Genomic DNA, 25,323 nt, shown 5'->3' on the forward strand with positions numbered 1-25,323 from the left:
CTACAGTCGCCGCGCCCCCAGCTCTTGGGCAAGGAGCTCTATGGCGACCTCGGTGGCGTTGCGGTGGTCCATCTCGCCGGCGCTCTGTGCGGCCTCCATCATCTCGCGTTCCTCGTCATCGCGCGTGTAGGCCGGCTGCGGTTCCGGGGCTCGCTGTGGCTCCGCCTGCTGCGACGATCCCGCGCTCTGAGCTGCGCTTTCCGACGTCCCGCCCATCCCCGCCGACGGTGCATACTCCTCCGGTGGGGCCTCGAATTCGCCTTCATCCGGGCCGGGCTCCGGCGGCAGTGGAACTCCGTTTCCAAACTGGGGAACCTTGGAAAATTCTTCATCGCGTTGGGCCGCTACCTGGCTGGCTTGGGCAATGCGTGATCGCCATTGGCTGCCACGCGCCTCCCTCTTTGGGGGCACCGCCGCGCCGCGCTGTGGGACATCCTGGCGCGGCGAGTCCTGCTGCAGTGTGTCTCGCTGTGGATTCTGCGGCGTCGTCTGCTGGTGGAGGGACGACTGTGCTGCCGGGTCCTGTGCTTTGTGCTGCAACTCTGGCGGTGATGTTTCCTCACGCACGGAGTCCTGTCGTGACAGCGTACCTCGCTGACCGTGCCCCGTCGTTTGAGACGACGGCTCCTGTCCACCAATACGGCGCGGCGCTCCCCAAGGGTCATCGCTCGCCTCGTGCTGGGGCGTAGGCTGCTGCGCCCGCTCCGGCTTTTGCTGAGTTTCCGGCTCGGATTCCGCCTCCGGCTCAGGGTTGCGAGACCGTTGCGGTTCAGTCGGCTCCTCCGCCGGTTCTTGGTCCTTCTGCTCGGCAGAAGTTTCCGCCGTGTCGGACTGAGCTGTGTCAGATTTGTGAGGGGCGCTAGAGGGCTTCGGACTCTCTGCCTCCTCTTCGGGCTCGGAGGCCTCACGCTGCGGTTGGTTCGGGTTCCACTGGGCTCGTTGTGCTGGCTCCTCAATGGTGAAACCCTGCGACTTGGGGTCGGTGCCAATGACGCACGTGACCTTCAGCTCGCGGTTGAGTTCCTCCTTGAGTACCGCAACAATGACCTCGTTGGTTCCTGGCGAATTGATGCGCTCTGCCAGGGCGCCCGTGGTGTGCCCCAAGACGAGGGTTTCATCGCGCACTCCAAGAACGCGGGCTTCCGCGAGCATGATCTCAGCGACCTTATTGCGGCGGCCAATTGTTGCTCGCACATCGGACCACGTGGAACGGATCTCCGCTGCGAGATCCTGGGGAGCTGTACCCTGCTGTGGTTGCGAGTGCGCCGAGTGCTCCGCCGGTTCAGGCTGAACGGTCTGCTCGGTGGGTGCAGGCTGCTGTGCCTCCGACGAAGTGCGCTCTTCATGCTGCAGCTGCTGCTCCGACTGGTTTTGTGTCTGCTCCGAGCTGTTCTCCACACTGCGCTCAAGGCTGTGCTCGGGCCTGTGAGCGGGTTGCTGCACCGCGTGTGGCTGTGAGGCAGCCTGTTGGTTTCCCTGCAGGCTTGGCTCCGCCTGGTTCAGCTGCTGTGCGTCCTGCTGGGGCTGCTGGCCCTGTTCGGCATTCTGCTTCGCGGCCTGGCGGCTGCGGCGCTGGGCAATGATAGCGGCGGCTGCAGCGGCAGGATCCTGGGCACTGGAAACTGCAGACTGCGGGCGCTGAGAAGGCGCGGAACCCTGTGCGCCGCTGACCGCGGCCTGACCAGTGACGGGGGCACCGGCAGCCGGCGCACCGCTGCCTGGTTGAGCGGCTGGAAGGTGGCCAGCAGCCGCGGCGGCGGGAGCCGAACCCACGACCAGGTGAGCACAAAGAATCTCCAGGAGCAGGCGCGGGGAGGTTGCGCCACGCAGCGAAGAGACGCGCGCGTTAACGGTGTCAGCCAAGTAGGCCAACTGGGGGCCAGAAAAACGCTGGGCCTGGGCCGTGAGGATGTCCCCACGGTCCGTCGGCGCGGACACCAACCCCTCCTCCAACGCTGAAGGCACGGCCTGGATGATCATGAGATCGCGGAGACGATCAAGCAGATCAATGGCGAAGCGACGCGGGTCGTGGCCGGCTTCAATGACATCATCAACAAGCCTAAACAGTGCCGCCTTATCCTGGCTGGCCAGGGCTTCCACTGTGTTATCGAGCAAGCCTAGGTCAGTTACTCCGAGGAGTGGACGGGCAACATCATAGGTCAGGCCATCCGGGCCGGCACCGGCAAGGAGCTGGTCCAAGATGGACAGGGTGTCACGGGGAGAACCGCCGCCGGCCTGAATAACCATGGGGTAGACAGTGTCATCCACGTGGACGTTTTCGGAAGCCACGGTGCGCTCCAGCAGGCCCTTCATTGCAGGGGGAGTGAGCAAGCGGAAAGGATAGTGATGGGTACGCGAACGGATGGTGCCGATGATCTTTTCCGGCTCCGTTGTAGCGAAGATAAAGATGACGTGCTCCGGCGGCTCCTCCACCACCTTCAGTAAGGCGTTAGCGCCGGAGGCGGAAATCATGTGAGCCTCATCGATGATGAAGATGCGGTAGCGCGATTCCGCCGGCGCATAATAGGCGCGGTCACGCAGCTCACGCATGTCCTCCACACCGTTATGGGAGGCAGCGTCCAGCTCAGTAACGTCGAGGTTGCCCGGCCCACCGGGGGCCAGTGAAACACAGGAATCGCACACGCCGCAGGGCGTGGACGTGGGGCCCTGCTCGCAGTTCAAGGAGCGGGCCATGATACGTGCCGAGGAAGTCTTTCCGCAGCCACGCGGGCCGGAAAAGAGGTACGCATGGTTGATGCGCCCCGCGTCAAGGGCGGCGGACAACGGCGTGGTGACCTGCTCTTGGCCCACCACTTCCGCGAACGTTGCTGGACGATATTTCCGGTAAAGAGCCACGGTTAGTCAGTCTAGCGCCTCGCCCGGACATCCGGATCACCCCCAGATTCCTCGGCGAAAAGACGCCAACGCCCCGCTACTCGGAGCGCTGCCAGTCCAACAAATCGATGCCCTGCTCCGCCACGGCTTGCTGCAAAGCAGGCACGCCTTCATCGACAGCGAAGGCATATTCAGCATCAGTCAGCATGAGCAGCTGGCACACAAGGGTAAGGCGCTTGTCCTCCGCCACCTGCGGGGTCTGTCCTCCCCACAAATACGGCGCGATGAGCATGCCGTGGCGAACAGTGAGCGGCGCGAAACGCTCATCATCGTCGACAAAGAGCTTCGGTAACAGCAGGCCCGGCTGCGCAGGTAACACGCCGGCAGCTTTCGTGAGCAGGGCTGCTGCGGCACTCACCGCAGCAGCCACTTCTGCCTGACCAGTACGGGCCACGGCAAGAAGCTCGCAGCGCACGTCCACGCCTTGTTCGGCATGAGCCAAGCCCGTGTCGACGTCCGCGAAGTCGCAGGAGACGGCGAGGGATTGGGCGTCGTCAAGCGCGGCTAAGCCCAAGCGATGCCCATCAACGTTCTTGAACTCAAGCTCAACCGGAATGACCTGGTCGAGCCAGTAGGACGTCTCGTCAGCGTTGATGGCCTAAGCCCCCAGTTTCTCCACTGCGGCCAGAAGCACACAGGTAGCCACGCCGTCCATCGCGGCCTCAACCTCTTCCTGCGGCGGCAGGGACGGCGCGAGGCGGATGTTGTGGTCACGATCATCCTCGCCGTACGGGAAAGCCGAACCAGCCTGGGTGAGCAGAATGCCGGCATCACGCGCCAGTTCCCACACGCGGGTAGCGGTGCCGTCCACAACATTGAGGGAAATGAAGTAGCCGCCCTTCGGGTGGGTCCATTCCGCCACGTCGTACTGGGTCAGACGCTTGTCCAAGATACGCAGAACCGCCTCAAACTTAGGGGCCAGCAGCGCAGCGTGGCGGCGCATGATGGCACGCACACCCTCGGCGGAACCGAAGAACTCATAGTGTGCAAGCTGGTTAATCTTGTTCGGACCAATGCCGCGGATACCAGCGTGCTCGAGGTACCACTCAAGGTTGTCCTCGGAGGAACCGAAGAAGCTCACGCCCGAACCTGCGAAGGTGATCTTCGACGAGGACGACATGGCCCAGAAACGGTCGGGGTTGCCTTCCTGCTCAGCAATCTCCAGAATCGGCAGGATCTCCGGGAACTCCTCGGTGAGGGTGTGCACGGCGTAGGCGTTATCCCACACGATGCGGAAGTCCGGCGCACCAGCCTCCATACGTGCCAGGCGGCGGGTCTTTTCTTCAGAGATGACCGCACCCGTCGGGTTAGAGAACATAGGCACCACCCACATGCCCTTGACCTGCGGGTCCTTTGCCAGCTCCTCGACGGCCTCGATGTCTGGGCCATCCTCTTCCATCGGCACGGAAATGAGCTCGAAGCCGAATGACTCCGTGATGGCGAAGTGGCGATCATAACCCGGGGTAGGGCAGATCCACTTGACGGTTTCTTCCTTGTTCCACGGGCGCTCAGAGCTGTTGTTACCAAAGCTGTAGGAGCAGTGGATCAGGTCATACATGATGTTGAGCGAAGAAGAATCGGCTGCGACCAGCAGTTCCGGATCCATGTTGGTTAGTTTGCCCCAGAGGTCACGCAGCTCTTTGATGCCCTTCTGGTTGCCGTAGTTGCGCAGGTCATTGCCAGCAGCGTCGGTGTAGTGGCCACGGCCTGGCAGTACGAGCAGATCGTTGGACAAATCCAGCTGAGCCTTGGACGGCTTACCGCGAGTCAGATCGAGGTTCAGCCCCTCGGCTTTGAGATCCTCGTAATCCTTGCGCACCTGGGCAGCAAGCTCGTTGAGCTCAGACTTCTCGAGATTAGAAAGCGACATCCCTCTTCCTTCCGGGACATGTTGCGGACAGATGGCACCCATAGTAACTCTCGTACGCTTCCCCCGTGCGTAAGACCGCAAATAAAAAGGGGACCCCGCGCACCCGCCAGAGCCTCCTGACCCTTGCTGCATTCCTGCCCTGGGGGAGTTCAGAGGATGGACGCCACGCGGAATCCTGCGGTCTAGCCTAGCGCGCCGCGCTTGCCGACGCCAAACCGCCAACCTCTCCCAGCCCGTCGCCCTCGCCCGCCCCACACCGCACCACTCAGCGCCCCCACGAAGGAACCGCGATCCACAGTCCGCCGCCCAAGAGGACACCAATTTTCGCACTGACCAGGCGATTTTGCTTCATTAGGGGGCTCATGTAATGTTTTCCAGCGGAGGATTCGACTAGCGGCCTATGTCACACGCCTGGAACGCGTGCGGGAGTCACATCCCTCAGGGGTTCAAATCCCCTATCCTCCGCCACTGGGAGGTCCCCTGGATGTCATCATCCAGGGGACCTTCTGCATCCCCACTGGTCAGGCACGGGTGGCCAATTATCCGGCCTTTACATTTGAATGAAGCCAAAGTCACTTGGGGCGAGCAAGGCGTTCTTACGCCTCCTTCATTGATTCCATGCTAAGATTTGGTCAGTGCTGAACAGTCCAATGGCTGTGTAGGCACTAGCCAACGGTCCATCGAGCGATGGACCGTTTTAATTTGCGCTTGGTCACCACAAGACAATTCGGCTTAAGGGACATTTCCCCCGAATTTCGACAGAGATGATCCCCTTTTAAATCCCTCGCCCTACAGGGATTTAAAGCGCTTAAGAAATTCCATGCCGCCCCAGAAACAAAGAACCCCGCCGCAAGTTTGGCACTGTTAAAATCCTAAAGCGCGGCTTAAGGGGCTTTTCGTGCGGATTTAGCAAGCCAGCCCCAGCGAACTCTGGACAGCTCTTGACGATGGGGCGTTCAAAACAGCAGACGGCACCATTTGGGATCAGCCCTCACGCTTTCATGACGCTCGTGTCTCCTACACTTGGCCACGACTTAGCTCTGGCATTCTTGCAGTGGATTGAAGCGGGAGACCGACGGCGAGTGTTTATCGAACTCTACGAAGCAGACGACATTCATCTTGGATACCTACCCGATTAATTGCCAATTATCCGGCCCTTCCGGTTTTAGAGTGCGTTGATTTTGTCCTGTAGCTGTCCGGAGTGGATTAGGCATCGCAAGATGTAGTGGTTGAGGTTTTTAAATCCTAGGGCTGTCAGTTCTATGGTGTTCGCGGAAATAAAGCACCATAAAACCGACTTGCTTTCGAACACACTGTATCGCTCATCGTGCTGGGCACCCTCAAATGAACTGTCCGGTGCAGTGGTGCAAGTACAGCAAAGTGTCCGTATGGCCGTCCGAGATTTAGGAGAGTATATCGAGGAAAAAGAAACTGACGGTTCTCGGTCTGGTGAGGGGACATTTATTACCCAGCCGAAAGCCTACTTAATCGTTGGTTCTCTGCAAGAACTACTTGGTTCAACCGGCGGAGCAATCGATGACAAAGTCCATAGTTTCGAAATGTTCCGTCGAAATATCACTCACCCTGAGATCATTACTTTCGATGAACTTCTCGCGCGCGCGGAATGGCATGTAGAACTCACTGAATCTAGGGCTTCAGAATCCGCTGTTGACTAAAAGCCAGTAACCCCCTCCCAGAACTCTCCAAATTAGCGGGTCGTCTCCAATGAGTAGCTTCACCGTTCTGCAGTTTGCCCACGGTACAATTCACTCAACAAGTTACCAAGGGGAGCGAAAATGGGACAAATAGAGTCTATTGACGATTTGAAAAGCGCACTGAAAGTCGACGACCTGCGCAAAATGAGTAGTGACAAGGTTCTTGATCTTGTACAAATGATTCAAAATGATCAGATTAGTTCGGGAGTTCTATCAGCACTTCTAACAGTTGCGCCCGACACAGTGGCAAAACTCGCGCAAGCTATGGATGATTCGGTACAACAGGCAGTCACCAGTAACGAGAAAAGTTCTGGAAATCTCTACGCAAGCATTGCTTTCACTAAGGAACTGCTTGCGCAAATTGTCCGAGACCCCGAAAGTAGCCCGGAAGCCAAACAGGATGCGCTCGACCGCCTTGAACGGTACGACAACAAACTGTTCGAGCATGATATTAACAATAAGAGATTCAATCTAGAGGCTCTGAGAGCCCACAAAGAGGTGCTTGGTGCTGTACTGGGGGTTACAGCACTCGTCGGTGTAGCAGCAATAAGCCCTGAGGCCCGAAAAACGCTTACCAAGAACGCTCCAAAAGCTCTCACAACAGCGGCAAAGAATCTGCTCCCAGGAGCATAGAATCAAGAAAAGTCGAGAGATAACTCAGTCTCTGAAGGCGCTTTGAAGCACACACTTTGGAAGTGCTGCACAGTGGCTGAAGTCAGAGGCAGCGAGTAGCCACGCTACAAGTACGACCGCGGTTGCTCCTCCAAACGTTCGGGAAAACCGACAAAAAGTGAACATTTGCTGATAATCACCTTTGGGATATCCTTTAGGGTTCTACAAAACTAGTTGTGCATGCTTGAGAGAAATGCCAAGTCATCACGAGTCTTGTCAATATTGATTCGCAGTCGAATATCGAAACCCACTTTTTCATTAACAGTTTCGACGGCAGGTCTTGCAAGCTCTACCCACTCGCGGTAAAGGGGCTTTGAAATGAGTGCGTCTAACTACCCAACGCGCCAGCGCACACAATTTCTGGCCCAAACACTCGGGCAAAAGAGCCAAAGTTAGGGCACCATTTGTGGGGTTCAGGGCGGAAAACCCCAGGTGATCGCATGCGGAGTTTCGCATAAGGTGCCAGTACGTTGGTTCCTTTGCTGCTGGTGCTGCTGGGCGCCCCATCGAACGCCCCCAGTCGCACACTCCTAGTTAAACTCCGGGACCTCGACGCCGTCCTCCCTGAGCCACTCCACATGCGGCGGCGTGTTCATGCCCCACTCCGTGCGGGCGAAGAGAAAAGCCTCGGATACCTCTGCGCCGTCGTAGCCGCCATCGCGCAAGTATTGGCGGAAACCGCGGGGACCGGGTTCCTTGATCCACAGCCACACGAAGTCTTCCACAGTGTGGTCCCCCAGGATGTCTTCCATGCCCTCCGGGAGGAGTTCACGCCCGGCGCGTACGCGTTCTTCAAGGTCCTCATCAAAGAAGGCGTAAAGGTAGTCCAAGCCGTCCTCCAGCTGGGCATACTCTAAAGCGTCCATTGTTGCTCTCCTTTCGCTGCTGCATCAGCCGCGCTTTTTGGCGCCGAGGGACATTCGGTCGACGTCGACAAGCACTTCGTCCACAATCATGGGATTGAACTCCCTATCGCGGCGCAGTCGCAGCAATTCCTGCTGTGCGCCGGCCAAGGCGGTCGTGCGCGCAGCCAAGGCCAATTCACGAGCCTCAATAGCCATCTTCATACGGGTCGTGGCATCCTCGCCATCCTCGTCCTCACCGAGCCGGTCCTCAAACCACTGCGCAATATTGGCGGCGATGTCGGGGTCCAGCTCCTCATACTTGGAACGCATCGCGGCAATGCCGGCCTTACGAGCACGGGAGGTAATCGTGGCCCGCATCTTATCGGTGGCGGCCTGCGAGTAGGTCGTGATGTCCAGCTGCCGCATGAGCCAGGGCAGGAGCAGGCCGGGGATCACCATGGTCATGAGCAGCACGACAAGGGCGATGACGGTCAACTCGTTGTAGAAGCTCAAACCGCTCGGCACGGACAGAACCAGCGCCAGGGTGACCAGTCCGCGCATGCCGGACCACGACATGACGAGCACCTCTTGACGGCGCAGTGGCGCCAAACGCGGCTTACCCCGGCGCCGGTTGATGAGGTAAAAGGTATACATCCAGGCCATGCGCACAAGGAAAGCCACGAGGGACAGGATGACTCCGACGATGACTGCGTGCCACAGATCCGCGCCCACGGCATCAACCGCGCTGAAGACCGTCAGGCCGATAAGACCAAAGGCCACACCAGTAAAGAGCAACTCAACTGTTTCCCAGAAGGACTGACCGGAGAGTCGGTCCTCGGCCTGAACCGGGGCACGGGAATGCAACTCCACCGCAGCGATCACCACGGCAATCACGCCAGAGGCGCCAAGCTCCTCGGCTGCGATATAGACGGCGAAGGGAATCACCCAGGTCAATGCGTTGCGGGCGACGACCTCGTGCACCGCACCGATGAACCAGGAGGACACACGGCCCACCACAAGGCCCAGGATGGCAGCGACGGCCGCCGAGTAGAGGAAACGCATAACCGCCTGACCGGCATGCATCTGCCCAGAGCTCGTCACGGCCTCAAGGGCGAGGTGAAAGGCCACGATGGACGCGGCATCATTAAACAGGCCCTCAACCTGCAGCACCGAGATGATACGGCGGGGAATACCGGCGGGTTCTGCCACTGCCTCCACGGCCACCGGGTCCGGCGGGGCAATCGCTGCACCAATAAGGATGGCTGCGGCGATGCCCAGGCCCGGCATAAAGGCCCAGGCAGTGAACCCAACGGCCAGTGTTGTGGCCACGACGAGCAGCACGGAGAGAGCAAGGATGGTCATCCACTGTTCCCGAATCACGCCCCACGATGTCTTCCTTGCCAGAGCCCACAACAGCGGCGGCAAAAAGATTGGAAGGATAAGGTCCGCGGGCACAGCGAACTCGAACTCACCACTCGAGAATGTGGCGTACACAAAGACAGAAATCGCCGTGAGGAGCGTGAGCAACACCGGCCAGGGAAGTCCAATCTTGTCCCCCACCGCCATGACAATGACGGTCAGCAGCATCAGACCGATGAGGACAAATAAAACTTCCATAGTGCGCTTCACTCCCCGTTGCAGGTTTGTATGTTCTTAGAGTACCGCTGTGCAGGGGAAGAGGGAGCTACACAGTTCCATCCCATACGAAGGCATCACGGGTGAGAGACTCCGGCCGAAATCTCTCCAGGAGCTCAGCCGCAGACGTTGCCTCATAGCCCAATGAGCGAGCCAGGAGCTTGACGACGTCCCCCCTCCCCCGTCCCGGCTCCTCGAGCAGCTGGCGCAGGGTCACCGCCCCATCGCGTTTGGATAGGCGCACACCGTCGGCGTTAAGAACGAGCGGCACATGAACAAACTCCGGCACCGCATAGCCCAGCTTGTGCGCGAGGTAGGCCTGGCGTGGGGCAGAGGAGAGCAGATCGTCGCCGCGCACAATCTGATCCACGCCTTGGAAAGCATCATCGACCACCACGGCCAAGTTATAGGCCCAGTCCATGCCCTGTGCAGGGTCGGATGGGCGCTGGCCGCCGCGGCGCAGGATGAAGTCATCAACCTCGCCGGTGTACTCACCCGCAAGAGCATCGTGGATGGTGTAGGTGGTGGCATCGGCACGCAAGCGGATGGCGGGAACGCGGTTCTGGGCGGCGAGTTCGGCGCGTTTGGCGGCCCGTTGGTCGTCGGAAAGCGCACGGCACGTCCCTGGGTACTGCCCCGGGATGGCGTGCGGCGCGCGGGAGGCCTCCTGAATGTCCTTGCGCGAGCAGTAGCACTCGAAGGTGGGCAGCTGAGCCAGGGCCTCCTCATAGGTAGCGTAGCGATCGTGCTGGTAGATGACCTCGCCATCCCAGTCCAGCCCCAAGGTTGCTAAGTCCTCCAGCTGGCGCTGTGCCGACTCCTCTGACGAGCGCTGCGTGTCGATGTCCTCGACGCGCACCAGAAAGCGGCGGCCGCTGCTGCGGGCGTACAGCCAGGCCAAGAGTGCTGTTCGGAGGTTTCCCAGGTGAAGATCACCAGACGGGCTCGGCGCATAGCGCCCGGCAGGAGTGAGAGAATCCATGGCCCCAGTCTAAGGGCCGCACGTGGTGACGTCCTCTACTAGAATCGCCCCCATGGCTTCTGACGTGACCTATCCCCTGCTTGATTCCGCCGACGCTGAACGCATGCTGGCCTATGCACGCTCCCAGAGCCCTGGGCTGACGTTGCCCACGGTGGAATCCGCCAACATTGAGAAGCAGATTAGCCGCGTCCTCCCAGAGGATTCCTTCCTGGGCAGTGCTGAGGACGCCCGCCCAGCCGCCCAGTACCTTGAGGCCCGCGAAATCCTGCGCCAAGCTGCAGGCACCATTGAGAACGCCAATGATTCCTTCACCATTGCCGCCCTTGGTGCGCTGACCGGTCAGCCGGACCTCGTGGCTACCGGCTATGCCCGCGTTGCACGCGCCTGGTTGGACAACGGCTTCCCGGAGGAAGCGGAGAAGTTTGCCGCCAGGGCCGCCGCTGCGGGGGACCGCTCCGTGCTCGAAGAACTGGCCGCCGCACAGACCGCAACCAGCCACAAGGACTTTTCTGAATCTGCGTCTTCCTCCCCCGCTGACTCCGCGTCCGCGCGTACCTCAACGCCCCAAGCGGCAGCTGTCTCCGCACCCGCCGAGAAGGCGCACTCCGGTTCCTCATCCACCCAGCCTTCGCTCGCCGAGCTCCGCGCGGTTCTCGATGCCGCCAAAAGCGGCGACGCCAAAGCCCACGCCGCCGACTTTGTGGCCATCAATGACGCGGTGGCGTCTGGGGCGTTTAATGGCTCGGGCACATCGCTTGGTGATGCCCTCTCGGTCATCCTCGAGTCCGCCGTCGGTGCCCTGTGGGCCTCCGATTCGACTGCGGACTGCTCCCGCGTGGCAACGCAATCCTTTGCTATCTTGTCCAATGCTCGCAGCGAGGCGGACTACAAGCAGCTTCCCTCCTCCATGTTGGCGCGCTTCTACAGCGATGCTGCCGCCAATTCGGGGGATAACACAGCGCAACGCGTGGCATGCTTCGAAGCGGCCGCCCGCGAATACAGCCGCTACGGGGATCTCGAAGGTGAACTGCAGTCCATCCTGAAGACTGTGGTTCTCGATGTCCGCCACCGCGATCCCAGGGAGGCCTACGACATTTTGGCTTCGCGCTACGTGGATTCCACCAAGCTGCAGAATCTTCCGGTGTCCGCCAAGTGGACGGTGCTCTACTCCGAGAGCCTACGCACCCAAGCTCAGGACATGTTTAAGTCCACGCAGGTCTTGCTCGATTTCTTGGAGAAGCACACGGCCGCCGAGGCCACCACACCTTCGGAACAGAGTGCTCTCGCGGAGGTGGCAGAGCTCCTCGGAGACCGCTACGCCGCCGGCAACGTGGCCGACCGTGCGCGGAGCATGTACCACCTTGCCTATAACCTGTTCGACGCTGCCGGCAATTCCCGCGCGCTCGACGAGCTGCGCAAGAAGGCCTAGTTCTTCACCCCGCCGAACCACTGCCGGTTCGTCGGAAGCCACATCAGCACGATGACCACCGCTGAGGCAATGGACACGGGCATAACCGAATCCACCGGGATGAGCAGCACCAGAACTGCGCTGATGACGGTAAGCGCAATGCGCGCTGCCTGCTGGGCATGCACCACGTAGGCGGTCAGCACACATACGAGCAGCACCAGCAGGCCCAACAGCACACCGAACTCGGTGGATAGCTGATCCATGCGGGTGACCGCCGCGGGACTGTTCTCAAAAGCGACGAGCCGGCAGATGGTGAACACCGCATAGCTGCTGATGAACAGCTCGATGATTGCTGCAATTTTCAGCGGCCAGGGCGCCCACTGGGCCTTCATATCAGCCGCCCGGCGGGTTTCCCGGGCAGAGTCGCTGACCTGCCCATAGCGATAATCCCGGGCAGGCTGTGGCCGCGATGGATGCTGCGGCTGCGGGGCAGCAGGTTGGGGCGTGCCGAAAGTCATGACACGTCCTGCACAAACACGCCACGACGGCTCAGCAACCACCGAATCGGGTCCAGCACACGGTACGGGGCAATACCGCTGCGCGCCAGCTGGCGGCCCGTCGGCGCCTCACCCAACGCGGACACGACGAAGAAGCTTCCCTCGTCTGTGCCTGCCGAGTACAGCTTGTTGATGAGGTCGTTCGCACCGAGGAAGCGAAGCAGCGACTCGGCTTCTTGGTGAACCATATACCGATCCGCATCGTTGAAATTCCAGCCGGTATCGCGGCGGAATGCCGCACCGCGGTTGGACATGAGCTTCTTCCAACGCACGTCATCCACCTGCTCAAGCTTTTGCACGGTATCGAACTTGGAAATGGTCACTGCCAGCGGCGGAGGGGTATCTGACTCGAGCAGATCAAGGAGGTTGTCCAGCACGCGCAGGGAATCCGCTCCCAATTCACCGATGTTGGGGATTAGTCCGTGGATGAAATCCTGAATCTGCTTCACGCGCAGGGGATCAAAGAGGAAAATCACCAGGTCTGCGTGGGAAAAGAAAGCAAGATTCTCGCGGTCTGCCTCATTCTCCGGTGGGTTCTCAAGGTCCTCGCCTGCGACATCGCGGAAGACGAGGTAGTTCATACGCGGGGTGCCCTGCTGATCCGGCCAGACACCGAGCTCAAAAATGAGCGGATCGCGCTGGTAGGCATCCGTCGCCACGGCGCTCGGCGTGGGGTCCATAGCGCGCATCTCTTCAAAGAGCGGCTTCTCATAGACCTCCTCGTAGCGCTCACGCGTCGAGGCATCCGCCGGCTGCACAGACCTATCGTGCTTGTGCGCCAGCTGCTTGAGCTGCTTAATCATCACCGCGGTGTAGAGCGACTTACCGGAGTTTCGCGCACCGGCCATGGCAACGCAGTGAGTGACCGCATCGGTCCAGCCTTCGGGCAGTTCACGGTTGGTGTACGGGCTGACGGTTACGCCCGCCTCGAGCGGTTTGAACGTCCACGGGCAACGTGCCTGGATCATGAATTCCTCTCCTTCAGCATGGCGGTAACGCGGTCGGTGAGCTCAGAAAGCTCGGTGTTTGCTCCGGTTTCCAGCTGCTTCGCCACGTCCTCATCGATGACCGCAAAAGCCACCTGGCGCGGCGTTCCGTTGATGCGGGCGAGCTCGAGTTCCTGGCGGCCTATAGCGCTCGTAATGAGCACGACTGTAGGAACACCCGTGGTGAGCATGGACGCCACCGGGGAATCAGTGACGTAGATGGCCAGCGACGTTGAGGACGCAATACTCGGGCCGCGCCACGGACGCTGGCCTACGCGCTCGGCGCCGTTGCTAATAACCCCGCTGATGAAGCGGCTCAGCTCATCCACCTTGTGCGTCTGGATGCTGTCCTGGCCATCGGTGGCGCGGAAACGCTTGAACGCATCCGACAGCGCATCAATGTACTTGGCCGCAGCGTCAATGATCTTCGCATTAACGTTGACCTGCATGGAGGCGGAACCATCAACGATAACGGTGACGTCATCCAGCCCGGACACGTCCAGTTCCGCGCGGCGCATCTTGGAACGCACCTCGCGGGCAGAATCTGTAATGCCGGCCCCTTCGCTCGTACCGAAGGCATCAAGGCGGTAGCTACCAGACTCCGGGGTGACTTCGGCGAGGCGCTCGGGGGAGTCCTCGGCGGCGTCGATAAGCACACGCGGGAAAGTCACCGAATCGCCCGCGTTGCTCACCGTAAGGCGTACCTCGCTGCGCTGACCAAAGGTGCCGCCACGCTTGGGCTGCACCACAATGGTGGCGCGTTCGGGAAGGGAATGAACCATGAGGGAGAGGTCGTGCACGCGCACGGCATCGACGCCCTCGCCCACGATGGCCAGCTCCATTGAGGCACCCCCGGTGCCCATCTCGAAGGCCTCGACGCGCAGGATGCCGTCTGAGCCGATGCGGCGGGACTCGCCGTCCCGCAGTGTGTATTTAGCCATGACGCTTCTTACCTTCTTTTATCTTGCCTATCGTGTGTTGCCTAAAATCCATAGCCTCTGCCCCGGCCAGAGTCCTGATTCTGCCAGCCTGCCTGGTGTTGCTGGGCTCGTTCTGCGCGCTCAGCGAGCATTCTCTGGACTTCATCGAGCACCATTGCGACACGGCCGGTAACATGCCGATCGCACTGGTCAAGGCGGAACGTGCCCACGAAATGGTCCGCGGTGAGGTTCGCAATGTGCTCAAGATCCCGGTTTTCCCACGGCCGCAAGGCATCGGCCGCAAGCAGCTCAAAGTCTCGGGGGAAGTAGAAAACCCACGAGGCGATAACCGCTGACATGAGCAGCTTGTCCAACCCATCCCCCAACGCGGTCTTGTCCAGGTAGGCCAACTGGATAGAACGCCCGCGGTGGACATCGAGGTATTCGATCCACCAGCGCGCATCAAAGGCAACAAGCTTCTGGTGCTCCTCTGCGCTCAAGGCGGGAACAACCGCATTTGTGCTGGGAAGCTTCCTTTCGGATGCCGTCTGCCCACCGTGCGCGGCTGCCGATGTGGAAGGCGCGGCCGGTGGTTGGGCCGAGGTGTCAGAAGACGCAGTGCTTGGCGGCACCCCTCCCACCGCAAAGGGATTGCCCGATGCAGCATTCAACGGCAGCCCGTCATCCTCAGTCGCCGCCAGTGCGGTGTCGCGCTGCACAGGGGATTCAAGTCCCTCCGACGAGTGCTGACTACCCAGGGGATTCGGCGCCTCCAAGGGGTTGGGCGGGAAAGGTGAAGAAGTACCATCGACGGCGGCGAAGGGCGAGGCGTCAGAAGCGGGGGAACCAAACTCCACTGTGCCGTCAGCAGCCCACGGGTCACCACAATTTGATTGCGTATCAGTGCCTTCACCAGCAGTGTTCCCTGCGGCCCAATCCGCCGTACCGGCACCGCCAGTGGACAGCGAGCTGGCTTCTGACTCCTCATGCAGAGACGACGATTCCGACGTGTACTGGGAAGGATCACTCAGTTCGCTCTCCTGAGTAGGGCGTTCAAAAGCGCTGACGTCTGGGAGGGCCTCATTCACAGCGAACACCACTGGGTTCCCGGGTATGGCGGTATCCGCAAGGCGCTGCTTCTCACTCGGCGGCACAACGATCATCGTGGAGGTGCTCAAAGGAAACTCATTGATGGCCGCAGCTCTTTCGAAGGTAGAGAATCCAAAGCCGTCCTCCCCCACTTCGCGTGCGGTGGCAGCAATCCATAATGCCGCTTGATTATCCGGCGCAACGAGAACGACAAGGCCATTGCGGGAATTGAGCACGGTCGCCATCGCGGACACAAGCGCGTGGTTAAACGAGGGATTCGGATTCGGGGTCACCGACTTAAATGGCGCGGGAAGCTTCTCCGGCTGACGGAACTCACCTTCGAGGAATTCATCCAGCAACACATCCGAATGCAGCGGACCACGCGCCGAAATGCTCTCTGGAATCTGTACCTTGTCCACCTCATAGATAGAAAAAGGGGCAGGAATATCCGGAGAATACAAAACCGTCGAAGGCACCGGCGGGGTACCCGTCCGGGTAATGCTGGTGTAGGTAAACACGTTACCCCCGCGTCCCGTGGCATCGAGACCAGCTGGAACCGACACCATGGTCACCCACTTGTCTGCTTCCGGAGTGAGCGCAAAAACCGCGGTACGCCGCACAAGCTCGGCACGCTGCTGGGCCGAGGGAAAATCCGGAATTGAAGTGCCGTTGTTGAGCGTGGTGGGCACGAAGGAAACGAGTTCAGCCAGCTCTTCCTGGGTAAGGTCGCCGACCTTCTGGCCCACTCCCCAACCACCAGCGCGGCCGTTGGCTCGGGAGAAAGACGCGTAGCTAAATGCACCGCCCATGATTAGTGGCCTCCTTGGAAGTACTGGTCCTGACCATAATTCTGGTCGTAGTTGTACGGAGGCTGCTGGTTTGTGTACTGCTGATTGTTGTTCTGGCTGGCGGCATAGAACATCAGCTTGTAGGACACATCTTTTTCCACCACCACTGCCTTATCCGATGCGCTGAGCGTCGGTGATGCCTCGCTGTAACTCTCAGCGAATCCGCTGAAAGCGTCCTCACCACCGAAGCTGCCAAAGGAAGAATCAACGTGAGCATCGAAGCCCTCGACCGCGAAGAGGCGAATGAAGCCTCCTCGCTGTGAGTACTGCCCCAAGGAGACCGTGAAGTCGGGGTACTGGCCGCGTACGGGGCCCAAGCCCTGCGCTACGTGAGTGGTGTTCTGCAGGTTGGTCTCGACGATGCCGAGCGCCTCACCGTCTTCGGGGAAGAGAGGGAGGCGATCGGCGCGGTACACCACCTGACAGGAGAACTGACGCTTGTCACCGTTGCCCAGGCTCCACAGGTACACCTGCACCTGGCTGTTGGACTCATCAAATTCAAAGTCGTAGGTCACCGGGCGTAGGCCCTCATACTGAATGACGCGCTCATCGCCCTCAGTACGCTTACCCGCAAACACTGCATAGGGCTTAAGACGTACCGTATCGCCATGCTGATCCAGGCGCATGCGGATGCCGCCTTGCAGGTCATAGTCCTCTTCGCGGATCTGGTCATGTTCGCGGTTGGTGGAGTATTCAACCGCCGTCGCTCCCTTTGGCCAGTCAAAGGTGATGAGCTGGCTGTCCACACGTTCAATGAGGCGGAACTGGTCGTCCCCAATGGACTGCACGCGCTGCAATACCTTGGATTCACCAACCCAAGCATCGGCATCGTTAAAGTTCACTGGGGTGATGTACACCTCGTACCAGTCTGGTGGCCATGGCACCGTGGTGGTTTGGAAGGAACCGGCCTCGGACACGCCACGGGTCTCACTGATCGCACTCGACAGCGCACTTTCGACGTACGTCTTTGGTACTGCCGAGGTACGCAGGTCTGCCTGCGGTGCGGTGGGCGTAAGGTAAATCTTCACTTCACCAGTCTTGGGCGAGTACCAGTCCACCTCGATCGAATCCTGCCCGTACTCGCTGCGGCGCTCGCAGCGCGAAAGCTCCAGCTTTTCCAACTCACTGGCTAGCTTCACGGAGCGCTGCACCGCGACCTCATCCTGGCTTTGCTCGGTAGCGCCATGGAACTCTGCTTGGCCCAGCAAAGAGATGACAATGGTCTGACCTGCCTCCTGCACGGGGATGGTGGCCTTGCGCCCAGAGCTGTCCACATCCTGCTCGAAGCGCGGTGAAAGGGGCTCCTTCTCGGTATCGCGGCAGGCATAGACCATGGCGCTGGTGTGCCCCGGCAGCAGGTCCCAGGAAACCTGAACAGCGCCCTTGATGGTCGAGACCTGAACGTTGACCGGTGGGAAAACTACGGCAGTATCACCCATGAAAACCGGCTGACTGTGGACTAGTTCCCGCAGGTCCGTCCCCTTATAAGCCCACACCGCGTAGTGGCGCAGGCCAGCTTCCCCCGGGTTGTGGTCACGGTAGGCCGTTCCCTTGGTGTAGACCAGCGTGTCGCCGGCATCTGGGGACGCGACCATCTCAGAATCGTCCGCCACAACACGGTAAAACACGACCTCATTCGGCTCATGCTCAAGCTCCGGCCACCACAGGCGCACGGGGTGGCGCTGGTCAGTGTCCTCCTCCGGCTCCGGTTCGACGCCGTAGCCAAAGTCTTCGCTAGATTCTTCCCCGGTGTCGGTGTTCTCAGGGACCTCCACCTCGACATCAATACCGGGGGCTACCCAGTTCGGATCCTGGCGGTACTGGTATTCCGCGCGGATTCCGAAGCCCGGAATGGTGATGTAATCCTCTTCGTTGACTTGAGTCTTTTGTTCCTCCTCAGCCTGCAGCTGCTCCCACTCAGCGAAGAAGTCACGCGGAGCCGCTGCAGCGGGGGCTTCGGGCGCGGGGCGCGGCTCAGGCTGACTATGCGGCTGTGCTTGCGATGCCGTGACGTGCTGCTGTTTATCACGTGCCGCTGAACGCTCCGCCGCCGCACGTTCCTCAGCTGCCTGCTGAGCAGCACGCTCCTGCGCGGCAGCAGCGTTGAGGGACTCCGCGCTGAGCTCTGGGTGTTCTACCGCTTCACCATTGAAGGCAGCAGCGATCTGCTCAGCAAACTGCCGAAACGGTGCTGAAACGGCCGCGCGGACGTCCTCAGCGCTCACGCGCTTGAGCTCATGCAGCGTGGTGAGCTCGCTGAGCGGTACATCCTTAATCGAAGGTTTCGGGGTGTGTGTCATCAACGTTCCTTAGATCAGCGGTCTTTAGAAGGTTTCATCGAGGTCCGACAGGTCCGGCGCACCCGGCTGCCTAAAGACTGGGTTGGCGTTCGAGCCCTGCTGCCATGGGGAGTTCTCCTGTGCATCGGACTGGGATGGTGTGGCGAAACCCATGTGGCTAGTGTCATCAAGCTCATCGAGGGACAGAGCCGACGGGTTGTCAAAGGTGTACGCGCCGGATGCCGAATCGGGGATGAGGTATTTGAAGTCGGTGATCTTGCCGTACTGGACCACCGTGACCGAGCGTGACAGCTGGCTGGTCAGTGCCGTCTGGCTATCGACTTCAACGATGCGGGTGCGGTCACCATCAATCTCCGTGAACCCTTCGGCGCCACCTGCACTGGTCAGCGCGTTAGGGCTGAAGGCTTGCAAGGCACCTTTGTCCTGGTTCATACCGGCAAGGAACTCGCTCGTGCTCTGACTACGGCTGCCACCTTCCTCGCGGAAGGTCACGTGGCCCAGGTACTGCTGAAGGCTGCGCGTCATACGCGGATCCGTGATGACCTTCTGCCACTCCTGCTGCTTCGCATCACGATCTTTCATGTACGGGTGATCCAGGCTGCGTGAAAGATTATCCAGCGGGGTGCTTGAGCCCAAGCCCGCCATGCCCCACATCTCATTAAGCGCCACAGCCGAGTGGCCCGTGCGGTTGCGCTCAAAGGTGTCGTTCATGTCATCCAGCAAGGACTTGAGGGACTTGTGCGCCCACTCCGACTGATAAATGTAGGAGCGAATCTCATCGGTCATGCGCACCGCATCATCGCGGCTGAGCACGGCTTGCGCAATGCGCGCGTTCTCTGGGAGGCCAGACTGCGGTGTACGCAGATGATCGCTCGAAGTTTCCTTGCGGCCAAACGGCGCGTAAATTGCGCGGCCCAATAGCGCCGACCAGCTCAGGAACTGGTTATAGGCATTGGAAATGCGTGAAATCTCTGCCGAGGCGGTGGCCAGGTTCTGGGCTGCAATCTCCTGATTACGGTTCAGCAGTTTTCGGCGCTGCACGTAATCAAAGATCTCTCGCTGAGCTTTTGTGAACACCGCCCACGAGCACACAAGGAAGAGCACAATCGCCAGAATGAGGCCCACCACGTACCACGGCCAGTCGAACCATTGCAGGTACTCGCCTAGTGGCAGATCCGGGTTGTACCGGCCGGCCACCATGTACGTCATGAGGGCAAGGACAACGAAGAGCACAATCCACATTGTGCGCAGTTTCCTGGTCAGAGCTTTGTTCTCCGCGTTGAAGTCGCGGGCCTGGAAGCTGCTGGCCAGTTCTTGGAGCTCACGGGCCTTGGCATGGGCCTCGCGGTACTTCTGCTGGGCGTGGCCCACCGTGTCCCAGAGGCCCTGGCCCACCTTCCACGCGAAGGTAGTGCTGTTCTTCGCCCGCCACGAAGCAAACTCGTGTTTCTTGCGGCTTACGGCCTCGTTGCGGGTCTGCTGGCTGGTGTATTCGATATCAGCAGCAAAGCGCTCTGCACCCACTGGGTCAAAAGGAGCCACCGTTGCCTGTGACTCATGTGTGTACCCCAATGTGCTCGTCATGAGCGGGTGGAAGCCCTCGAAGGACGCGCTGACATCCTGTACCGACTGCCCGCCGTACTGCACGATGTACATGTTGCCTTGGTTATTGCGTAGGCCCTGAACATCAATGCTGTCGCGCCAAGAACCGTCAACCAGTCCCAGTGCGAAATCGTGGTAGGCCTCCCAGGTACGCGATAGCTGCGGCTCCTGCCCCAGCGAGAAATGCTGCTCTTTAGCCACACGCAGTGCATGCTCGCTGGCTTGGCGCAGCTCGTCAACACTCGTTGCTCCGCTACCCTTGCCGGAGTGCCCCGCCAAGACGACCTCGACGCTCGAATTCTCGCCGTACAGCATCTTCTGCAGGAAGGTGGCCGCGTTTTTGTTTATGGCGCCGCGCTGGCCTTCGACCCAATCCTGTGGCTTACCAATAACGGTTGACCAGTACAGGCGGAGGTTATCCTTGAGTGCTGCCCAGCCACTCACCTTGTGGGACTGCAGCTCCTCGTAGGCGGTAGGCGCGCTCACCAGTGGAGAAATTTCCTGGTCAATGAACATCTGCGCACACTGATCCGTGAGCTGCTCCGGGTTGGCGTAGTGTACAGCCCGCGAGATGTTGTTGACCTGTGGCTGCGGCAGACGCTGGGTGGGATCGAAGACAGCCTTTTTGACCTTGTCTTCAATATCACTGGCATCAATGGTCCGGTGGAACGCACGCACGAGGCGGAAACGCTGGCGGTCACCGGTTTCGATAACGCGGTGCGTGTCAGGGTCGAGCACAGCGGGCTCCGGCATGCCGCGCCATAGGCCAAAGATGCTGGCCACGGCAGGAGCTGCGAACTGCGCGAGCTCGAAGCCATCCTTCGTCCGCTTGATCGGGCGGATGCGTGAGGATGCCGGGGTTCCGCCCTCCTCCGGAGACAGCACGAGATTGCTCCATCCCTGCAGTGGCATGATATCCACATTCTCTACCGGCAGGGCTGACAGCAAGAGGCGGACGCGCAGGTTCGAAGCCTGAATGAGGCGCTGGTCAACGGCACTGACCCACGCCGTGAGCTTATCGACGTCCTGTGGTTGGTCCGCATCCATCGGATCAATGGTGGCGAGGAGAACATCGCCGGTGAAGCTGCGGAGGGCCTCGTCCAACGTCGACAAGCGCGCGGTGCCCTCCTCCGTAAAGGAGCGCACTACCGCACTGCTGGTGGGGTGCGCGTAGTCAATCCATAGGAAGTCCTGCAGGAGACCGACGGCACGCAGATCGCTGAGCCGCGAGCGGATGTCATCCGCGGTCGCGCCGTGCCCGAAGATAATTACGTTCGTCATTAGAAGGTGTCATCCAGATCGTTGAGGTTGAATTCCGGTGCGGTGGTGTTCCCTAAGCCAGACTCGGAGCTGCGGACCTGCGGGGCCGGCTGCGCTACAGGGTTCTCCGCCACGGTCTTGGCCTGGTCCAAATAGTTGCGGATTACCGGGATCATCACAATGACATCCTCCGCCAAGTCACGGTAGTACGGCGTCATTGATGCCACCTCACGGGAACGAATCTCTGCGAACGGCTTATCTGTGCGTCCCTGCCCCGGCAGAGCATTGTTGTGGCCGGGGACGAAGTGATCCGCGCCGCGGGCGAACTTATCCAGCTCTGCCACGAAGGTGTCGTAGCGATCCTGAATGGAGGTACCCACGGTTCCACGGTTCGGCACCTCGCCCGATGCCAAGAACGTTGCCAGCCGGCGAACCACCGGGTGGGTGGAGGCACCGGAGTGAGCAAAATCGAGGCCGTCGTCGAACAGCCCGCGTAGCAGCTGATAGGGGTACAGAGAGGATGCGAAACCGTGGGGGCCGTTCTCCTGCACCTTGGCGTAGGCAATGAAGATGGACTCAAGGACCGAGGACATCCAGTCCGACTTCTTGATCATGCGACGCGGCGAAATGAGCATGGGATTCGGGAAGTCTACCCAGTTGTTCACGCCGCCATCGGTGTCATCAAAAATGTGGGCCGCGGCGTTGCTGGCATCCGGGTTGGAAATGTACACGCGGCCGGTAATGCGGCCGATGATCCAGCCGGCCACCATCGCCTGACGCTCCGTTTTCGTCAGTGGCAAAGCTGCCGGTAGCGGGCGGGTACGGCGCTCGGACCACCAGGAACCATCGAAATTGTCCTGCTTCTCAATGTCCTTCGCAATGTAGTTGAACATGGAAGAGAAGACGATGGGCGAGTAATTCGGGTAAGAACCGAAAATCTCGATGTGCTGGACGTGATCCGACATGTTCAGCGAGTTGCGCAAAGCTACCGACGACGGTCCATCAATCTCTGGGCGGTTGAGCACGGACTCAAGCCGAGCTGCGATGCCGTTCTCTGCCGAACCAAGCTCGGCGAACGGGATATCAGAGAAGGAATAGGTGTACTGGACTGACTTGCCGTGAATGCGCTGAACCATGTCATCGTTGACAGCTGCCAGCGGACGGGCATAGCTCAGAGCCAGCTGGAAGGCTTCTACGAAGCGACGCTGGCGCTCTGCATGCTCAACCTCATTGATGTCCGGAGTCAGGGTGAGGTAGCGGCGCAGATCCACAGAGTTAAACTTCTGGAACTCATAATCGCGGCGGTTGATCCACTGACGGGAGCGCTCCAGCAGGTCCGTCGGGCGAATCTTGGCGTGGTAGTGCGCGCGCTGGGATTCACGGGATTCACCAGTCTGCGGGTGGCGCGACAGGTACTTGGATACCCAGCCGGCGCGGTTCGAATAGGCGTCATTGGTGCGCTTCTGTGGTGCCAAGGTGTCCTGCGGAGCCTGAGCTGCATCGAGCGATTCCCACTCGCCGCGAATAACGGCGCGTACTGCGAAGGGATAGGCCTGCTCATAGTTGGTGACATCCGCGGTGGACTGCTGGCCCTGGACAGTGCGCAGCATCTGGTCCTTGTAGTCAAAGATGAAGGAGTTGACGTCCGTGAGCATGATTTCGTTCTCAGATCCCTTGAAGCGGGATTCAACAACCTCATCAATCTCTGTCGGCCACGCGTTGACCTCATCCGTGCGCACATCGGCGAGTTTGTTGGTTTCCGCACGCTTGGACACTGCCTTCTCCAACACGGCGTGGGCATCGCCCAGTTCACGCTTGAGATGGAAGAGGTTCTCATCGGCGTAATCCTGAAGGACGTCCTTCAACAGGTGCGCGATGGCCATCAGCGCGTAGCTGTAGAACTGGTTGTAGTACAGACCCATGAGCGCGTTGACCGTAGGCGTCGGATCTGTCATCTGGCCCTTACCGGTCAGCGGGCTCAGGATGGGGTCTGCGCCTTCCGGCTTCGTGAGCACTCGCGTGTTGTGGTAGTAGCCGGAGTACTCCGCCAAAATCGGCATGAGGCGGTCAGAGTTCGTAAGCACATCCGTGATCTTGGAGAGCATCTCGCGTACATAGGGCACGCCGACGGCAGCCAGCTCGCCTTCGACGGTGGCCAGTACGCTATCGGTGAAGAAGTTGGCGTAGCGGTACACGATGTCATAGGCAGCGTTGTTGAGCACGGACGCGATGGCCTGCTCATTGCGGGGATCAGCCAGGTTGCCCTCGAACTCTTCACGCCACTCGTTGACGTTGCGTCCCTGGCCTACCGGAATGTAGTTCTGCAGGTACTTCGTGGCGGTGTCAGCGGCCTGCTGGGCTTGGCCACCGAAAACACTGTTGAGCCAGTTCCAGACGCTCCCACTATCAATCTGACCACCCCGTGCCCAAGACGGGTCAAGGGTGATGGAGCTAAAGGCATTGGGAAGGCGCTCTTCGAGCTTCTTAGCAATCTGCATCTCGCCCGCCTCAGGATTCTGCGGGTCGAGGTGACCGTTAAACAGTCGCTCGAAGGCGCTACGGGCGAGGCGCTGGGATGAATACTCGGCGAAGCGGTCGCGACCCATGGACACCTGGGCATACCCCAGTGAACCCCAAGGCAGACGGCCCCATGGAGTACCGCCGCTGGGACTGTCCCAACCGAAGAAGCGACGACCACCGTCACCTGCCGGGGTGTTGGTCAGCGCGTAGGACACGAGGTTGTCGCTGGCCTTGGTGGAGGCCATCAGACCGGCGAGTGCACGGCCAAGACCCCGGTAGATGGACATAGCGGATCCGTCGCCGAAGCGAGCGCTGGTGGTGCCCATCTTGGAACCAATCGGGAAAATACGACCGAAAGTCTGCCCCTCCGGCGGATTGCCCATATCGAAGGCCTCAAAAATGGCACGGTCATGGTCGCTAGAGTTGCCCATCTGAGCTGCAACGACCTCACCAAACATGGCCAGGGAGTTGGGCCACGCGCCGGCCATGTCATCAGCCTTGTTATCGGAGAAAATCTCCGGGGTGTACATGAAGACGAGCGTGCCCTGCGGATTCACGTTCGGGATAGTGGTGAGCACGCGGCACACATCCAAGAACATGGAAGCACCGGCGCCACCGGCCATGGACGACACCACGAGAACAACCGGCTCGGAGTCACCGGTATCGGACTCCAGCTTGGTCTGCTTGTAGTTCAGGCGGTTGAGTTCCTGGATGGCTTCCTGGGTGAACATCTCATCCACCGCCGCCTTGAGAGACTGACGAATCTCCTTGAGGTGCGGCAGGGTCAGCATGCGGCCGATGGCACGGTACTGGCCGGCGCCGTCCGCAAGCTTGACATCATTGGTGGACGGGTTACGGGTAGCCCAGGTAGCAATTTCACCGAGCTTGCCGGAGCGGCCAAGGATGCTGGAGACACCTTCGTCAAAAGTGTTGTAGTTCTGGCGCGAACCGATGCCCACGTACTGTCCGCCGTTTTGGGTGACATTAGGCAGTTTCTGCGGGCCAGCTTCCTCCTCGAGAGGCACATCAATGTTGACGAACTGCCATGCTTTGGGCAGCTCTGTCATGTCTGGGTCAATGCTGCGCAGCTCAGCCTTGAGCTGGTCCATCATGAACGCCAGGGTTTTGGCGCCGGAGCCACCGCAACCGACGACGAGGAACTTCTTCATCTTTAACTACCTTTCGAAGGGCTTCGCTTCTGTGCTGTTGTGTGGTGCTA

16 protein-coding genes, 1 tRNA gene and 1 other RNA gene are annotated in these 25,323 nt (G+C 60.1%); 4 read left to right on the forward strand and 14 right to left on the reverse strand.

Annotated features, from left to right (window positions below; translation table 11 throughout):
• From HMPREF3149_RS11990 to ffs, 4 genes are all read right to left on the reverse strand, one after another.
• The gene (locus tag HMPREF3149_RS11990) at positions 1 to 2,856 is read right to left on the reverse strand and encodes a DNA polymerase III subunit gamma and tau (protein ID WP_070538420.1); all 2,856 of its coding nucleotides are present in this window, start codon (positions 2,854 to 2,856) and stop codon (positions 1 to 3) included.
• Positions 2,857 to 2,932: 76 nt separating this feature from the next.
• Entirely contained in the window at positions 2,933 to 3,409 is a 477-nt protein-coding gene (locus HMPREF3149_RS11995; RefSeq protein ID WP_052471353.1) for a suppressor of fused domain protein, read from the reverse strand.
• Positions 3,410 to 3,493: 84 nt separating this feature from the next.
• On the reverse strand, positions 3,494 to 4,765 hold the full coding sequence (locus HMPREF3149_RS12000; protein ID WP_070538421.1) for an aspartate aminotransferase type Ic: 1,272 nt from the start codon (positions 4,763 to 4,765) through the stop codon (positions 3,494 to 3,496).
• An 81-nt stretch (positions 4,766 to 4,846) separates the two neighbouring features.
• An RNA gene (gene ffs, locus HMPREF3149_RS12005) (signal recognition particle sRNA small type) lies at positions 4,847 to 4,945 on the reverse strand.
• Positions 4,946 to 5,144: 199 nt separating this feature from the next.
• Between ffs and HMPREF3149_RS12010 the strand changes: the two genes are divergently transcribed.
• The 3 genes from HMPREF3149_RS12010 (at position 5,145) to HMPREF3149_RS12020 (ending at position 7,113) form a co-directional block, all read left to right on the forward strand.
• Positions 5,145 to 5,233 (forward strand) — tRNA-Ser (locus HMPREF3149_RS12010).
• A gap of 794 nt (positions 5,234 to 6,027) precedes the next feature.
• On the forward strand, positions 6,028 to 6,441 hold the full coding sequence (locus HMPREF3149_RS12015) for a Shedu immune nuclease family protein (RefSeq protein ID WP_083280874.1): 414 nt from the start codon (positions 6,028 to 6,030) through the stop codon (positions 6,439 to 6,441).
• Between the two features lie 120 nt (positions 6,442 to 6,561).
• Positions 6,562 to 7,113, forward strand: coding sequence for a hypothetical protein (locus HMPREF3149_RS12020; RefSeq protein WP_246820011.1), 552 nt, complete (start codon positions 6,562 to 6,564; stop codon positions 7,111 to 7,113).
• Between the two features lie 569 nt (positions 7,114 to 7,682).
• On the opposite strand, the gene HMPREF3149_RS12025 is transcribed toward HMPREF3149_RS12020, so the two are convergent.
• From HMPREF3149_RS12025 to gluQRS, 3 genes are all read right to left on the reverse strand, one after another.
• Positions 7,683 to 8,018 carry a hypothetical protein gene (locus HMPREF3149_RS12025; protein WP_070538423.1) on the reverse strand — a complete coding sequence of 112 codons (336 nt, stop codon included), beginning with the start codon at positions 8,016 to 8,018 and terminating at the stop codon, positions 7,683 to 7,685.
• A gap of 24 nt (positions 8,019 to 8,042) precedes the next feature.
• Positions 8,043 to 9,614: a cation:proton antiporter gene (locus HMPREF3149_RS12030; protein ID WP_042528897.1), complete on the reverse strand. Its 1,572-nt coding sequence runs from the start codon at positions 9,612 to 9,614 to the stop codon at positions 8,043 to 8,045.
• Between the two features lie 67 nt (positions 9,615 to 9,681).
• Positions 9,682 to 10,614 carry a tRNA glutamyl-Q(34) synthetase GluQRS gene (gluQRS, locus tag HMPREF3149_RS12035; protein WP_070538424.1) on the reverse strand — a complete coding sequence of 311 codons (933 nt, stop codon included), beginning with the start codon at positions 10,612 to 10,614 and terminating at the stop codon, positions 9,682 to 9,684.
• Between the two features lie 52 nt (positions 10,615 to 10,666).
• Here gluQRS and HMPREF3149_RS12040 point away from each other — a divergent pair, with 52 nt between their 5' ends.
• Complete coding sequence (locus tag HMPREF3149_RS12040) at positions 10,667 to 12,043, forward strand: hypothetical protein (protein ID WP_070538425.1); 1,377 nt, start codon at positions 10,667 to 10,669, stop codon at positions 12,041 to 12,043.
• Here the strand turns inward: HMPREF3149_RS12040 and HMPREF3149_RS12045 are convergent.
• The 7 genes from HMPREF3149_RS12045 to HMPREF3149_RS12075 are packed head-to-tail and all read right to left on the reverse strand — an operon-like array spanning position 12,040 to position 25,273.
• Positions 12,040 to 12,540 carry a hypothetical protein gene (locus HMPREF3149_RS12045; RefSeq protein ID WP_070538426.1) on the reverse strand — a complete coding sequence of 167 codons (501 nt, stop codon included), beginning with the start codon at positions 12,538 to 12,540 and terminating at the stop codon, positions 12,040 to 12,042. The two genes, HMPREF3149_RS12040 and HMPREF3149_RS12045, sit on opposite strands and share 4 nt — an antisense overlap.
• Complete coding sequence (locus HMPREF3149_RS12050) at positions 12,537 to 13,547, reverse strand: TRAFAC clade GTPase domain-containing protein (protein ID WP_070538427.1); 1,011 nt, start codon at positions 13,545 to 13,547, stop codon at positions 12,537 to 12,539. The genes HMPREF3149_RS12045 and HMPREF3149_RS12050 overlap by 4 nt, the downstream gene beginning before the upstream one ends.
• Positions 13,544 to 14,506, reverse strand: a complete 963-nt coding sequence (locus tag HMPREF3149_RS12055; RefSeq protein ID WP_070538428.1) for a hypothetical protein — start codon at positions 14,504 to 14,506, stop codon at positions 13,544 to 13,546. The genes HMPREF3149_RS12050 and HMPREF3149_RS12055 overlap by 4 nt, the downstream gene beginning before the upstream one ends.
• 41 nt (positions 14,507 to 14,547) lie before the next feature.
• Positions 14,548 to 16,383: a GAP1-N2 domain-containing protein gene (locus HMPREF3149_RS12060; protein ID WP_246820012.1), complete on the reverse strand. Its 1,836-nt coding sequence runs from the start codon at positions 16,381 to 16,383 to the stop codon at positions 14,548 to 14,550.
• A 2-nt stretch (positions 16,384 to 16,385) separates the two neighbouring features.
• On the reverse strand, positions 16,386 to 18,722 hold the full coding sequence (locus HMPREF3149_RS12065) for a SaeA-related protein (protein WP_070538430.1): 2,337 nt from the start codon (positions 18,720 to 18,722) through the stop codon (positions 16,386 to 16,388).
• A gap of 24 nt (positions 18,723 to 18,746) precedes the next feature.
• Positions 18,747 to 21,605: a hypothetical protein gene (locus tag HMPREF3149_RS12070; protein ID WP_042528880.1), complete on the reverse strand. Its 2,859-nt coding sequence runs from the start codon at positions 21,603 to 21,605 to the stop codon at positions 18,747 to 18,749.
• Entirely contained in the window at positions 21,605 to 25,273 is a 3,669-nt protein-coding gene (locus HMPREF3149_RS12075; RefSeq protein ID WP_070538432.1) for a tubulin-like doman-containing protein, read from the reverse strand. Before HMPREF3149_RS12075 ends, HMPREF3149_RS12070 begins: the two co-directional genes overlap by 1 nt.
• Between the last annotated feature and the right edge of the window lie 50 nt (positions 25,274 to 25,323).

Origin of the sequence: Corynebacterium sp. HMSC05E07 (assembly GCF_001807225.1) — a bacterium.
GTDB lineage: Bacteria > Actinomycetota > Actinomycetes > Mycobacteriales > Mycobacteriaceae > Corynebacterium > Corynebacterium singulare.